This window comes from Variovorax sp. SPNA7 (assembly GCF_033807855.1).
GTDB classification, from domain to species: domain Bacteria; phylum Pseudomonadota; class Gammaproteobacteria; order Burkholderiales; family Burkholderiaceae_C; genus Variovorax; species Variovorax beijingensis.
Map to the genome: position 1 here is coordinate 671,845 of NZ_CP138513.1, position 12,742 is coordinate 684,586.

A 12,742-nucleotide genomic window follows, 5' to 3' on the forward strand; every position below is an offset into this window, starting at 1 on the left:
GGCGTTGCATTTTTTCTTCGTACGCTCGCGGGGCGCCGCACCTGCGGCGCGCCCGTTGACGCCCCTTACCATCGCCCCAACTTGTCAGAACTATCTTCCGATCATTCCGCCGGCACTGCGCCGCCGATGCAACCTCCGCTGTGGCGCCAGCTGCAGCTGACCGCGGCGGCGCTCGCGTCGATTCGCGCCGGCAGCTCGGGCACCGTCGCGTTCGAAGCCGTCGAGCCCGCGATGCGCCCCGGCGTGCAGGCGCTCGGCTTCCAGGTGCTGCGCTGGCTCGGCCGCGCCGAGGCCCTGCGCCGCCACCTGGCCAAGCGCACGCCGCCGCCGCTGCCCGACGCGCTCCTGTGCACCGCATTGGCACTGGCCTGGGATGCGCAGCACGCGCCCTACGAACCCTTCACGCTGGTCGACCAGGCCGTCGAGGCGGCAAAGCGCAATCCCGCCACGCGCGCGCAGGCGAGCTTCATCAATGCCTGCCTGCGGCGCTTCCTGCGCGAGCGCGACGAACTCGTGGCCGCGACCGACCATGAGCCGGTGGCGCAGTGGAACCATCCGCGCTGGTGGATCGAGCGGCTCAAGCGCGACCATCCGCGGGACTGGCAGCGCGTGCTTGCCGCCGACAACGCGCAGCCGCCGATGACGCTGCGCGTCAACCTCCAGAAGACCACCGTGGCCTCCTATCAGCTGGCGCTGCAGGCGGTGGGCCTCGAGGCCGTCCGGGTGGGGCAGGCGGGCCTGCAGCTGGCGCGCGCGCGCCCGGTGCAGCAGCTGCCGGGTTTTGCCGACGGCGAATGCTCGGTGCAGGACGCCGCCGCGCAGCTGGCCGCGCCGCTGCTGCTCGAAGGCCTGCTGCCGGCGGCCGGGGCAGTGCCCCTGCGCGTGCTCGATGCCTGCGCCGCTCCCGGCGGCAAGACCGCGCACCTGCTGGAGTTTGCCGGCCCGGCGGCCGTTGAGGTGACGGCGCTCGAGGTCGATGCCGCCCGCAGCCGCCGCATCGACGAAACCCTGGGCCGGCTCGGCCTGTCCGCCCAGGTGGTGGTGGCCGATGCCGCGCGGCCATCCGCCTGGTGGGACGGCACGCCCTTCGACGCCATCCTGCTCGATGCGCCGTGCACCGCTTCGGGCATCGTCCGGCGCCATCCCGACGTGCGCTGGCTGCGCCGCGAGAGCGACACCGCCCAGCTGGCGGTCCAGCAGGCGGCGCTGCTCGCGGCTCTCTGGCCCCTGGTCCGGCCCGGCGGCCGGCTGCTCTACTGCACCTGTTCCGTATTCCGGGAAGAGGGCTCGCAGCAAATCGATGCGTTCCTTGCGCACAACACCGATGCCCGATTGGGGGCATCGCCGGGCCATTTGCTTCCCCAAAGCGGGGCGAATGCCCGCGCCGTCCCGGACAATCCCTCAGGTGACCACGACGGCTTCTTCTACGCCCTGCTTGAAAAACGTCCGCGCTGAGGCCCGCAGGCGGCGCGCCCTGGCGCCGCTGGCCGGGCTCGTGCTGGCCTGGGCATTGCTGCTGACCTGCCTGCTCCCGATTGCGGTGGCGCAGGGGCGCGTCGTGCCATCGGTCACCCAGATGCGGCTGGAGCAGGCCGACGACGGCGTCTATCTCACGGCGGCGGTGCAGTTCGAGCTGCCCTCGCTGGTCGAGGAGGTGCTCGACAAGGGCATTGCCATCTACTTCGTGGCCGAGGCCGAGGTCTTCCAGGAGCGCTGGTACTGGACCGACCGCAAGGTGGCGCAGGTCACGCGCCACATGCGCCTGGCCTACCAGCCGCTCACGCGCCGCTGGCGGCTCAACGTGTCGCCGGTGCCCATCACCGGCACCGCGGGATTCGGCGTCTCGCTGAACCAGAACTTCGACAGCCTTGCCGACGCCATGGACGCCGTCAAGCGCGTCGGCCGGCTGCGGCTGGGCGACGTGGCCGAGGTCGGCGACGAGCCGCTGCACCAGGTCGTGTTCCGCTTCCGGCTCGACACCTCGCAGCTGCCGCGCCCGTTCCAGATCGGCGTGGTCGGCCAGGCCGACTGGAACATCGTGGCCGAGCGCAGCGCCAAGCTGGTGCTGGAGAAGCAGCGGTGAGCAACAAGCCGCGCAGCGGCGCAGCGGCCACGCCCGCCGCACGCCGCTCGCGCGCGGTCCGCTGGGCCGTGGGCGTGGGCGCCGCGCTGGTCACGGCCATCGGCCTGGTGCTGATGTTCCTGCTGGCCCAGGCCACCAACAACCGCGCGCTGTACGAGCGCTACTACGTGCGCCTGTTCGGCATCAACGTGGTGGTGGCGGTGCTGCTGGTGCTGGTGATCGGCTGGGTCGCCTTCCGGCTGCTGCGGCGGCTGCGCCAGGGCAAGTTCGGCAGCCGCCTGCTCATCAAGCTTGCGGCCATCTTCGCGCTGGTGGGCGTGGTGCCGGGCGCGCTGGTCTACGTGGTGTCCTACCAGTTCGTCGCGCGTTCGATCGAAAGCTGGTTCGACGTCAAGGTGGAGGGCGCACTCGACGCCGGCCTGAACCTCGGCCGCGCCACGCTCGACTCGCTCGCGGACGACCTGGCCGCCAAGACGCGCGTGGCCAGCGCCCAGCTGGTGCAGGTGCCCGATGCGAGCGCCGGCCTTGTCCTCGAGCGCATCCGCGACCAGCTCCAGGCCAGCGACGTCGTGCTCTGGACCGGCACCGGTCAGCTGGTGGCCGGCGCCGGCGCCTCGCGCTTCCAGCTCAACCCCGAGCGGCCGACCACCCAGCAGTTGCGGCAGGTGCGCGCCGACCGCGCCATCGCCCATATCGAAGGCCTGGACGAAACCGCCGCGCCGGGCGCCAACCTGCCGCCCGCCAGCGTGCGCGCCCTCGCGATGGTGCAGCGGCCGGGCTTCGACTTCGACACGGCGCCGCGCTTCCTGCAGGTGACGCAGCCCCTGCCGCCCGCGGTGGTGGCCAACGCACTCGCCGTGCAGGAGGCCAACCGCGAATACCAGGAGCGGGCGCTGGCCCGCGAGGGCCTGCGGCGCATGTACATCGGCACCCTCACGCTGAGCCTTTTCCTGGCCGTGTTCGGCGCCGTGCTGCTGGCCGTGCTGTTCGGCAACCAGCTCGCGCGGCCGCTGCTCGTGCTGGCGGACGGCGTTCGCCAGGTGGCCGGCGGCGACCTGCGGCCGACCGCCGTGCTGCAGGGCAAGGACGAGCTGGGCGGCCTCACGCGCTCCTTCGCCGTCATGACCCAGCAGCTGGCCGATGCCCGCGGCGCCGTCGAAAAAACCATGGGCCAGCTCGATGCCGCCCGCGCCAACCTGCAGACCATTCTGGACAACCTGACCTCCGGCGTGATCGTGCTCGACGCCAAGGGCACCATCCTTTCCACCAACCCCGGCGCCACCCGCGTGCTGCGTGCGCCACTCGCCGCCTACGAGGGCATGCCGCTCGCCCAGGTGCCCGGGCTGGCCGACTTCGGCACCAGCGTGCAGCAGCAGTTCGACGAATTCCAGGTCGAGCGGCTGCAGCACGGCCTGGACCACTGGCAGCACGCCTTCGAGCTGCACGCCACCGGCAACGACCTGCCGCAGCAGGACAGCGCCATCAACATCGTCGCGCGCGGCGCGGAACTGCCGGGGGCCGCGCGGCTGCTGGTGTTCGACGACATTTCCGAGATCGTCTCCGCACAGCGCGCGCAGGCCTGGGGCGAAGTGGCGCGCCGCCTGGCCCACGAGATCAAGAACCCGCTCACGCCCATCCAGCTTTCGGCCGAGCGGCTCGAGATGAAGCTCTCGGGCAAGGTCGCGCCGTCCGAGCAGGCCGTGCTCGTCAAGTCGGTCAAGACCATCGTCGACCAGGTCGACGCCATGAAGCGGCTGGTCAACGAGTTCCGCGACTACGCCCGCCTGCCCGCGGCCGACCTGAAGCCGGTCGACCTCAACGCGCTGCTGGCCGACGTGCTCCAGCTCTACAGCGCCGAGAACGCGCCCATCGCGCTGCGCTCCGAGCTCGACGAGCGCTGCCCGCCCATCCGCGGCGACGCCCAGCAGATCCGCCAGGTCATCCACAACCTGCTGCAGAACGCCCAGGACGCCGCCGAGGCCGCCGCCAGCACCACCGGCCGCGCCGGCGAGGTCGTCATCCGCACCCGCCTGGGCGATTCGGGCCAGCGCGTGCGCCTCACCGTGCAGGACAGCGGGCCGGGTTTTGCCGAGAACATTCTCAAGCGCGCCTTCGAGCCCTACGTCACCACGAAAACAAAAGGTACAGGTTTGGGGCTGGCCGTGGTCAAGAAGATCGCCGACGAGCACGGCGCCCGCATCGAGCTTTCCAACCGCGTTGTCGATGGGGCTGTAGCAGGGGCGCAAGTCTCGCTATCATTCGCGCTGGCAGGCGAGCCGCAAACAGCGGTCGCTCACACCGAAGATCCGAAGTCTTCCGCCGCCTGAGCGTGAAAGAAACCCGTCGCGCACAGACGATGGGGCGGCTGGCGGACCCTACACACATTGCAGATACCGGCGCATACAACAAGCAGCACTCATGGCAAACATTCTCGTGGTCGATGACGAGCTGGGCATTAGGGACCTGCTCTTCGAAATTCTCAATGACGAAGGCCACAACGTGGAGTTGGCGGAAAACGCGGCCGAGGCACGCGCAGCGCGGCAGCGCGCACGGCCCGACCTCGTGCTGCTCGACATCTGGATGCCCGACACCGACGGCGTCACGCTGCTCAAGGAATGGTCCACCGCCGGGCTGCTGAGCATGCCCGTCATCATGATGAGCGGCCACGCCACCATCGACACCGCCGTCGACGCCACCCGCATCGGCGCCTTCGCGTTCCTCGAGAAGCCCATCACGCTGCAGAAGCTCCTGAAGGCCGTGGAGCAGGGCCTCGCGCGCGAGAACGCCAGGCGCGCGGCAGCCGGCGTGGTGCCCCCGGCCCCGGGCATCAACCCCTCGGCCGCCATCACCACCACCGGCGACAGCCTGCTGCTGGCCTCGCTCGCCTCCGTGCCGGTGCCCGACGCCGGCCCGCAGTCGACCCAGAGCTTCGACCTCGACCGCCCGCTGCGCGACGCGCGCGACGGTTTCGAGAAGGCCTACTTCGAATTCCACCTGGCCATGGAGAACGGCTCGATGACCCGCGTCGCCGAGAAGACCGGCCTGGAACGCACCCATCTCTACCGCAAGCTCAAACAACTTGGCGTCGATCTTTCGAGAGGGCGCAGAAGCGCTGTATAATTTAAGGCTGCACACCAAGGCCCGGTAGCTCAGTTGGTAGAGCAGCGGATTGAAAATCCGCGTGTCGGTGGTTCGATTCCGCCCCAGGCCACCAATACCCAAAAGGCGCTACAGCTATGAAAGTTGTAGCGCCTTTTCCGTTTTATTCCCACCGTGGGATTTGTGTTGTCGGCGAGGCTCGGTGAGCTACTTTTGCTCCGAGTTCTGCTCCTACTTTCTCTTCGCAATTAAAACGCGTTAATAACGGGTGGGGCGAGGGCGATCGCTACTACCGCCGCCGTGACAGAAACCTGCTACTACGATCGCGCAGAGTGGGGCTGCTACTAGCAGTGTCAGCGATGGCGTCAGTACTTGCAGAGGCGCAGAGCTTGCTGTTAGCAGTGCTACGCTGTTAGGACGCTACTAACGGTTTGGCTTGTTGACGGTGCTGTCAATTGACCATCAATGAGAATCAAGCTGATTTTGTGCAACAAAATCAAGCACTTAGCTTTGGTGACGGCAGCTAGATGTCAAGCGAAAACACTTGTCATCAATGACCTAGGCCCAGAACGGCACGTATCGCATCTGGTTGCGGGCGGCGTCGGCGTCGTATGCCTTGATCATTCCCGCCTCGACAGCCTCCTTGATGTAACGAGAGACTGCGGCCTTGTTCTTCTCCTCTACCCCGAAGCGGACCCTCAAAGAGGCGTTTGTCAGGTTGTCCCGCATCACGTACTTCAGGCAGGCGTGCAGGTAGCACGCGTGTATCCGATCCCCCTTGTCCATGCTAGACAGTGGGCGATGTGCGAAGAGGACTACTCGCGTGTTATCGCCAGCGATTTCCGCGACTGGAGCGGGGAGTTGATAGAACTCTGTTTCGTGGACAACCTTGTCCCAGCCGGACCCTCGCTCCTCGCAAATGCCGATGCGCCTCATCAGGGAGGCCAGCTCTTCGTTTCTAGAGGAGGGAGGCGTATCGATGAACCTGTTTGTGTCCATCAGAGGAGAGCCGGGATTCGTAATCTCGATTCGATTCGCAAAAATCTCGACCATCGGGCCGCTGCCATGCACAGAAAGATCTTGGTGTATCAGTGCGTTCGCCACTAACTCGCGGACGGCAAGCTCTGGAAACATGGGAACACTTTTTCTGAGCGCTTGCCCGATGACTTCGTTGGCAGGGATCAAGCCGTTGACATAGCTGATGAGGCCTTCGAAGCCAGAGGCATATCCTTTCGCCCCGACCTGTTCGCGCACGGTCTCCACTCGATCGTTTGCGCGATACAGGATCACGCGCATTGCCTTGCGCTTGAGGTTGGCGAAATCGTCCAGGCGCCTGGCAAACAAAAGAGCCCCCAAGTTTGTGATGTTCCATCCACCGGCATCGCACTTTACGATCAACTTGTCGGCTGCGAGCGCTTGCAACACTGCATCCCTTCCCTCTGGCAGAGGGAAGCCCAAAAGTTCAAAGTAACTGGGATAGTCAAGAAGGGCCAAGACTTCCGAGTCCGCCTGGCGCTCTGCTGCCACACCAGCTTCGAAGGGGCTCTTGTCAAAGATTCGCCAAAGTGCCCGCTCTCGCTCCTGAAAATCCTTCAACAACTTCTTGTTCGATCCGACGCGGATGTACTCATGTCCGGAAAATCTCACGGGCGTGTGCTGGGCCCGCTCAATCTCCAGAATGGAGACCAACTTCCCATCAAAATCGATCTCGAAAAATCGGAAATGAATCTTGGGCAGAAGCATTCGGAGCAACCAGCTTTCTAGCTCCTCGTTGCCCACTTTGGCAGATGCGAATCGAAAAGTTGTTCCTACGACCTCGTGATCGCCATCGGAGACGCCCCAGACCATGTACGCGAACGCCTTGCCAGCGAAGGCTGCCGAATTTGCGAGGGCGGAGATGTATTCACCAATCTCCTGTGCTTCAGCCTTGTTCTGCTTGAACTCAAGCCATTCCATCTCCTCGCTCAGCTTGCAAAATTCGCGCACCAGGCTGGTTAGAAATTCGTGGCTTCGGTTGATGGTCATAGGCTTTCGATTGTCGCCTGCCACGCCTATTTCGGGCCAAATCGAGGCATGAGGCACTGGCTGGGGTTACTTGAGCCCCTTTCGGGTCGAGACTCGTGAGCGGTCATAAACCCTGGCAGTGGTCTTCATGTCTGCGTGTAGTTCTGGCAGTCCGCCATACTGGTCCTTGTGCTGAGTCGTGTAGTAGGCCCGAAGGTCGTGGAAGGTGAAGCGCCTCGGGATGATCTTGTCCTCGAGTGCCTTGGTCATCGCGCGCTGCCAGGTCGACGCGAAGCCGTCATCGGTGTACGGATTTCCGTCCCGCGTGGTGAAGACGTGCAGGCAGCCATCGGGTCGCTCAAGCGCACGAAGTCGCCGCACCAAGTCCTCCATTCCCGCGGTGATCATCACCTTTTCGACGCGCACTGACCCGCCGTGCTGTTTCGCGCGCATCAGTCGAATCCGGCCGAGCTCGTCGTCGATCTGCGGCAGGGTGAGGCGAATGAACTCGATGCGACGAGAGCCGGCCATCGCTGCGAACTCGGCCATCAAGCCGATGACCTTGCGCTGTGGGCCTTGCGTGTTCAACCATGCAAGGAACGCCGCGAACGTCTCGGGCTGCGGCGACTGCACCCGAGTGTTCCTGGGCATCCCTACGCGCATTCAGTGCCGACTTTGCTCCGGCCGGAGGACGGTATGACCGCACTTCTCAATCCGAAGGTTTGGGCCGCTATCGCACTAGCTGCGGCGCTGACCTTCTCAAACTTCTTCGTCTACAGGTCCGGAAAGGCTGAAGTTCGCAAGGACTTCGACGCCTACAAGATCGCACAGCAGGAGTTGCGCATCCTCGCCGATCGCGCACAGCGCGCCGAAGAACAGCGCCGCGCTGCGGCAACCGCACAGGAGGCTCAACATGCTCAAGCCAGAATCGCGTCCCTCGAAGATTCACTTCGCCTTGCTCGCACTGCTTCTGACGGGGTGCGCGATGCAGCCGCCGGTGCCGCCAGTCGAGCCCGCGCGCGTGCCTGCTCTGTCGCCCCAAGCCCGGGCAAGTCTGGTGAAGACCCCATTGGGCTGCTCGTTGACGTGCTCGGCCGGATTGACCAACGAGCGGGGGATCTGGCGGAATACGCTGACCGGCTCCGGATTGCCGGCATCGCCTGCGAGCGCACGTACGATGCCCTGACGCCATAGGGCTCAGCTACGGCGGCGGCGATGACGGGCGCTCGCGCAATGCGCGCGATCAGCTGTTCTTGAAGCAGCACCCGCCCTTGCCATAGTCATGCCTTGATGCCGCCCTTACCCCGTCGTACCCTCGATTTCTGCAGAACTTGGTCTTGTTGCCCTTTTTCCATCCCAGCGCTTTCATGTTGACGCACGACGAGGAGTTGCACTCTGGAATTGACCTGTTAATCGTGCGAAGGTACTTCGTGCCGCCCGGGCAGCTCTGCGCCCCGCACGCGAACGTGACGCGTCCGTTATTGGTCAGGCACTCCTTGTACGACCCGATTGCCAGCGCGGTGGCAATCGGGTCGACTTCGCCGGCAGGCGCAACCGACGCTGGTGACCCGGCCTCCTGCGTCCAGGCGAGCCCCGATGCGCCGAGCAGTGAGATGATGAAGGCGCAGGCGATACGCACCACATGAACGCGGTTCCAAATGAAGGCCATGGATCTCTCCGATGAAGTGATCCTCCTTGCGGCCAAGCTCGGTTTGTATGCGGCGTTTTGGGGTCGACGATCTGCCTGGCGCCTGCTTTGTACGCTGGGGGAGGATTGCCTGTCAATCTGGTGCTGCACCATACGCTGACGCTCGTCGTGGCCCATTGCCAAGAATCGACAAGTGAATGCTGATGCCTTCGAACTCAAGCCGATCGCTCTGGCTAGTGCAGGGATGCTGATCGATCCCCGGTTCTCGCAGGATTGGCTTCGCGAAGTCGAGAGCTACTTGAACGAGGTCGATTCGTTGTTGAAGGACGTGCCGCTGAAGTGAGTCTCCCGCTGGGCGCCATGATGAATGACCGCGGGCTGCGGCTGAGACCCGAGCCCTAGTCGAGAGACACGCCGTTAGGTGCGGTTTTCGATCCTAGATGGGGGCGTCTGCAGAACGCCGCGTCGAGAGTGGTGACCTCATAAATCTTTGAGGGATTGCCGATTTTGTAGAAGGTGAACCTATAATTTGTATAGAATGGCAACAACGTTCGGTCAGGAGAATCCCAAGCTCACACAGGCTATCAAGCGTGTTGCGCGGGATTCCCTGAATGTTTTTTTTATCCCGCACGCCGAGGACGAAATGGACAACGACGGATTTGACCATGATGATGTTCTGACCTGCCTTCGCAGAGGCACTGCTTACGGTCCAGAGCAACAAGGCAATCCCCCTGAGTCGCGTGCGAACGTAGTACACCGAGGACTTCACATCCGCGTTGCAGTTGGCGGACTTGACGATTGCAATGGGGACTGGGACCAGCTCTCGTCTTTCTCGGTCATAACGGTCATGAAGGTGAACTGAAATGCGAAGACTCAAGGGCGTAGGCCTGCCCAATGTCTACTTGCTCGATGGGGTGCTTGAGCGGCCGGATGGGGCGATCGCATATCGCGATCTCGATGGGCTCTATCAAGCCCTTGCGGGGGCAATCGCGATGCGCTCTGGCGCCTTGACGGGTCCGGAATTGCGTTTCCTGCGCAAAAGCTTGGACATGACACAGGAAGACGTTGGGCGTCTCGGGGATAAGAGCAGCCAGATTGCCGCGAAGTGGGAAAAGGGCTCCGCGCCAGTGCCACTGGCTGAGAGCAACATGCTTCGATTGATCTGGTTGGAGCGCTTCAACAAGCGCTATCTTGCGGCCGCTGTGCGTGCGTTCATCGTTGAATCCACGGAAGCAGTGCCTTGTGACTATGTGATGCGCTTTGTCGAAGGTGAAGGTTGGCGCGAAGACATCGCGTTCGCGCAGGCGCTCGCCGTGCGGCGAGCCGACGAGCGGTTGGCTCAGGCCCTTATTGAGGCGATGGACCGCGGTGGCCTTGAGGGCTTTAAGACCATCGTCACCGTGTCGGCGGCCGACGAAGAAGAGTTTGTTTTTGATGCGGCCGATTCGGCGCAGAGCAAGGAAATGTTTACATGAAGGAACCTAGGCCTACAAAGCGCGCCGAAGTCGCCGAACCGGCTCATCTTTTCAGCTGGCAGCAGGTCGCTGCCGCGCTTTTTGCTGCCAATGGAATCAAGAGTGGATGGTGGCGCCTGGGGGTCCAGCTGCGTTTTGCTGCGATCACGACACGCATGGCGGAGCCCGGCCAAGTCCACCAGGCAATGCCAACAGGTATGGTTGGGGTGGATAAGGTGGCTGTTTATGAGGTTTCTCAAGGCGGAGATATGGTGTTTGATGCCTCGCGCAATGCGGAACCCGTTCCCGTCAGCATCACAGGCGTATCCGCAGTGACACCGGCTAATACGGCGCGCAAAGCTCCCAAGGTTCCGGCTTCAAAAGGGGCGATTCGCAAGATCACCGCGCGTAAACGCGCCGAGTGATTTGCCTCGAGTTCGGCAAAGGCTCCGTGCACTTCCACTGGGATCGTGAGACTGCCGCGGCGCGACGCCCAACGCTGCAGCGCTTTCCCGGCCACCTGAGCGCACCGGCTACAGCAGCAGTGGAATGGCTGCGGCCGATCAACGAAGTGCGTCGCGGGGCCAGCTAATTAACGACGTTGATTAATTGAGGCTTTCGGCAAGAACAAAAGGCGCCCCATTCGATTCATCAAATACCATAGCGGTTCTTCATCACTAAAGGGTGTCCATGGGATTCAACGCGACCGACGCAGCCGCACTCAACGCAGTAGCTGACATGTTTGATCCAAAAATTTGGAGCGACGCATTGGATCGCAACTTCCCGGTTTTGCGTATGACCATCGGTACGGCCGGGTCCGCGGCCGCCATCACCACGGGAAGGGCGGCTGAGCTGTTGTCTGCCGCCATCGATGCGGCTAACCGCTCGGACCAGAATGTCACCGTGTGGATCGAAGTGACTCTGCGAGGTATGCCGTTGTTTGTGGCTGAAGCTTTCGACCGGCTCGCAGGATACGGCGCAGGGATCGTGGTTACGCAGACCTCGCCTGCTGGGATGCTTTGTTCTCATCCGCCAGGTGGGCAACTACCGCAGCAATTCCTAGAGCGACTTGCCAAGGCAAGCAGGGCGGGGGAGGTGTGGCATCCCCATGTGCAGGAGCCTGTGCCCGGGATCGGCATCTGAGCGCCGCCGCGTGAAAGGCCGGCCTGATAACGCGGCTGTCCAGCTTTTGGCATGGGTTTGGTCGCCGAAGATAGAAGACCTCATTGACCGAACTCACGCCTCCGTGTGACGCTTCAATTTCCTAGATAGTTGAATAGATTTAGGCCGACTGCCTTGTAGCCGGAGTTATCGTCGTGAACAACCCCGAAATATGCTTCGCACGAGGGAAGCTGGTTTGCGGGCAAGTTCATGAGGCGCCAGAATAAAATCATTCCCACTCTTGAATTTATCTCACTGTCGAACGCGACAGCAGCATAGTAGGAGTCTCGTTGAGCTATAGCCAAGCTTCCTCCGGGACTCTGCGCAGTGCAGTTAGGCGGAACACGGTCCGCCGCTCCCGTCTCTCCTATAACCAACTTTCCCTTTAGTGCAGAGGGGAGGATTTGATCAATGGCAAGAACGCGGATTCGTAGCTTATTTAGCAAATCCCCATACCCTTGAAACTCAAAATCGTTCCTCACATAAATGTGAGCATTGGGCAGTCCGGTCCCGTAGAGTTGGTAATAATCCGAGATGTACTGCGCCTGCGGATCTGCGACGCCCGACCCATATCCTGCATACGCTCCTACAACCGATGGCATTAATGTCTGCACGCTTGTGCCATACAGATTCAAGTACCATTGGATCCCGTTTTGTAAGTCAGCGGCTCGCGTAGGCGATGAGTTGACTGTTGACCCTGAGGTATTTTGAAGTGAGTCGAATTCATTGAATCCTTCGATAAAGAGATGAGTCGTCATCCAAGTGCGGTTTACGCGTGGGCTATTCCACAGAGCTTGAACGAGGTTCCCCATTTCGAGGGCGAGTGAGTTTTTTAGCGTAGCCCATTCTTGATCGGACGTCGGCATTGGGGTCCATGTGCTTCCGTTTGGCGATATCCAAGACGGGATGGGTAATCCAAATGTCAGCGTTAATTTTAGGTTGTAGTTCGAGTAAATCGAAATGATGTCAATGACGTCGTCATAGTGATTGGTGCTTGAATTCGGTCGCAGTGCGGCAAGAGGAATGATCTCCCTAAAAGCGCCAACATGTCGTTGGCTGGCAAGGTCCAATATTCGACCATTAATGAGTGCCGCATCTGCTTGGTAGGTGTTTGTAGGGCACTCGGCACACCAATGCCCTTTGGATTTCATGTATCCAGAGATGAACGGCTCGTTGAAGCCGATGCTCCACTTGTCTGCCGCTAGCGACAAAGAGGATATGAATAGCGCGTAGAACAGGAGCACAAATTTTAAATAATGGGTCACCGTTTTTTCCTCGAGTTTGGCTGAGCGG

The 12,742-nt window shown here is 62.4% G+C and carries 14 protein-coding genes and 1 tRNA gene; 11 read left to right on the forward strand and 4 right to left on the reverse strand.

Annotated elements, in window-relative coordinates; genetic code table 11:
- The first annotated feature begins 126 nt into the window (after positions 1 to 126).
- From rsmB to RZE77_RS03035, 5 genes are all read left to right on the forward strand, one after another.
- A complete protein-coding gene (gene rsmB, locus RZE77_RS03015) occupies positions 127 to 1,455 on the forward strand; it encodes a 16S rRNA (cytosine(967)-C(5))-methyltransferase RsmB (protein ID WP_319440625.1) in 1,329 nt (442 codons plus the stop codon).
- Positions 1,436 to 2,083 (forward strand): DUF4390 domain-containing protein, encoded by a 648-nt coding sequence (locus RZE77_RS03020; RefSeq protein ID WP_319440626.1) that lies wholly within the window; start codon positions 1,436 to 1,438, stop codon positions 2,081 to 2,083. The genes rsmB and RZE77_RS03020 overlap by 20 nt, the downstream gene beginning before the upstream one ends.
- Positions 2,080 to 4,410, forward strand: coding sequence for a sensor histidine kinase (locus RZE77_RS03025; RefSeq protein WP_319440627.1), 2,331 nt, complete (start codon positions 2,080 to 2,082; stop codon positions 4,408 to 4,410). Before RZE77_RS03020 ends, RZE77_RS03025 begins: the two co-directional genes overlap by 4 nt.
- Before the next feature lie 91 nt (positions 4,411 to 4,501).
- Positions 4,502 to 5,203: a response regulator gene (locus tag RZE77_RS03030; RefSeq protein ID WP_012745757.1), complete on the forward strand. Its 702-nt coding sequence runs from the start codon at positions 4,502 to 4,504 to the stop codon at positions 5,201 to 5,203.
- A gap of 18 nt (positions 5,204 to 5,221) precedes the next feature.
- Positions 5,222 to 5,297 (forward strand) — tRNA-Phe (locus RZE77_RS03035).
- A 443-nt stretch (positions 5,298 to 5,740) separates the two neighbouring features.
- Here RZE77_RS03035 and RZE77_RS03040 read toward each other — a convergent pair.
- Entirely contained in the window at positions 5,741 to 7,207 is a 1,467-nt protein-coding gene (locus tag RZE77_RS03040; RefSeq protein WP_319440628.1) for an ATP-binding protein, read from the reverse strand.
- Between the two features lie 66 nt (positions 7,208 to 7,273).
- Positions 7,274 to 7,819 carry a tyrosine-type recombinase/integrase gene (locus RZE77_RS03045; protein WP_319440629.1) on the reverse strand — a complete coding sequence of 182 codons (546 nt, stop codon included), beginning with the start codon at positions 7,817 to 7,819 and terminating at the stop codon, positions 7,274 to 7,276.
- 63 nt (positions 7,820 to 7,882) lie between these two features.
- Here RZE77_RS03045 and RZE77_RS03050 point away from each other — a divergent pair, with 63 nt between their 5' ends.
- Complete coding sequence (locus RZE77_RS03050; RefSeq protein WP_319440630.1) at positions 7,883 to 8,380, forward strand: DUF2514 family protein; 498 nt, start codon at positions 7,883 to 7,885, stop codon at positions 8,378 to 8,380.
- Between the two features lie 49 nt (positions 8,381 to 8,429).
- Here RZE77_RS03050 and RZE77_RS03055 read toward each other — a convergent pair whose 3' ends face one another.
- Positions 8,430 to 8,855, reverse strand: coding sequence for a hypothetical protein (locus tag RZE77_RS03055; RefSeq protein ID WP_319440631.1), 426 nt, complete (start codon positions 8,853 to 8,855; stop codon positions 8,430 to 8,432).
- A gap of 172 nt (positions 8,856 to 9,027) precedes the next feature.
- On the opposite strand from RZE77_RS03055, the gene RZE77_RS03060 reads away from it, so the two are divergent.
- The 5 genes from RZE77_RS03060 (at position 9,028) to RZE77_RS03080 (ending at position 11,431) form a co-directional block, all read left to right on the forward strand.
- Positions 9,028 to 9,177 (forward strand): hypothetical protein, encoded by a 150-nt coding sequence (locus tag RZE77_RS03060; RefSeq protein WP_319440632.1) that lies wholly within the window; start codon positions 9,028 to 9,030, stop codon positions 9,175 to 9,177.
- A gap of 195 nt (positions 9,178 to 9,372) precedes the next feature.
- Complete coding sequence (locus RZE77_RS03065) at positions 9,373 to 9,696, forward strand: hypothetical protein (RefSeq protein WP_319440633.1); 324 nt, start codon at positions 9,373 to 9,375, stop codon at positions 9,694 to 9,696.
- A 1-nt stretch (position 9,697) separates the two neighbouring features.
- Positions 9,698 to 10,309 carry a hypothetical protein gene (locus RZE77_RS03070; RefSeq protein ID WP_319440634.1) on the forward strand — a complete coding sequence of 204 codons (612 nt, stop codon included), beginning with the start codon at positions 9,698 to 9,700 and terminating at the stop codon, positions 10,307 to 10,309.
- Positions 10,306 to 10,713, forward strand: a complete 408-nt coding sequence (locus tag RZE77_RS03075; protein WP_319440635.1) for a hypothetical protein — start codon at positions 10,306 to 10,308, stop codon at positions 10,711 to 10,713. The genes RZE77_RS03070 and RZE77_RS03075 overlap by 4 nt, the downstream gene beginning before the upstream one ends.
- 265 nt (positions 10,714 to 10,978) lie before the next feature.
- Positions 10,979 to 11,431 carry a hypothetical protein gene (locus tag RZE77_RS03080; protein ID WP_319440636.1) on the forward strand — a complete coding sequence of 151 codons (453 nt, stop codon included), beginning with the start codon at positions 10,979 to 10,981 and terminating at the stop codon, positions 11,429 to 11,431.
- A 113-nt stretch (positions 11,432 to 11,544) separates the two neighbouring features.
- On the opposite strand, the gene RZE77_RS03085 is transcribed toward RZE77_RS03080, so the two are convergent.
- Positions 11,545 to 12,714, reverse strand: coding sequence for a hypothetical protein (locus RZE77_RS03085; RefSeq protein ID WP_319440637.1), 1,170 nt, complete (start codon positions 12,712 to 12,714; stop codon positions 11,545 to 11,547).
- Positions 12,715 to 12,742: the final 28 nt, after the last annotated feature.

Coding starts and splice junctions, on each gene's coding strand:
- RZE77_RS03040 (WP_319440628.1), bottom strand. CDS start 7,207: ATGACCATCAACCGAAGCCACGAATTTCTAACCAGCCTGGTGCGCGAA.
- RZE77_RS03075 (WP_319440635.1), top strand. CDS start 10,306: ATGAAGGAACCTAGGCCTACAAAGCGCGCCGAAGTCGCCGAACCGGCT.
- RZE77_RS03050 (WP_319440630.1), top strand. CDS start 7,883: ATGACCGCACTTCTCAATCCGAAGGTTTGGGCCGCTATCGCACTAGCT.
- RZE77_RS03065 (WP_319440633.1), top strand. CDS start 9,373: ATGGCAACAACGTTCGGTCAGGAGAATCCCAAGCTCACACAGGCTATC.
- RZE77_RS03080 (WP_319440636.1), top strand. CDS start 10,979: ATGGGATTCAACGCGACCGACGCAGCCGCACTCAACGCAGTAGCTGAC.
- RZE77_RS03055 (WP_319440631.1), bottom strand. CDS start 8,855: ATGGCCTTCATTTGGAACCGCGTTCATGTGGTGCGTATCGCCTGCGCC.
- rsmB (WP_319440625.1), top strand. CDS start 127: ATGCAACCTCCGCTGTGGCGCCAGCTGCAGCTGACCGCGGCGGCGCTC.
- RZE77_RS03070 (WP_319440634.1), top strand. CDS start 9,698: ATGCGAAGACTCAAGGGCGTAGGCCTGCCCAATGTCTACTTGCTCGAT.
- RZE77_RS03030 (WP_012745757.1), top strand. CDS start 4,502: ATGGCAAACATTCTCGTGGTCGATGACGAGCTGGGCATTAGGGACCTG.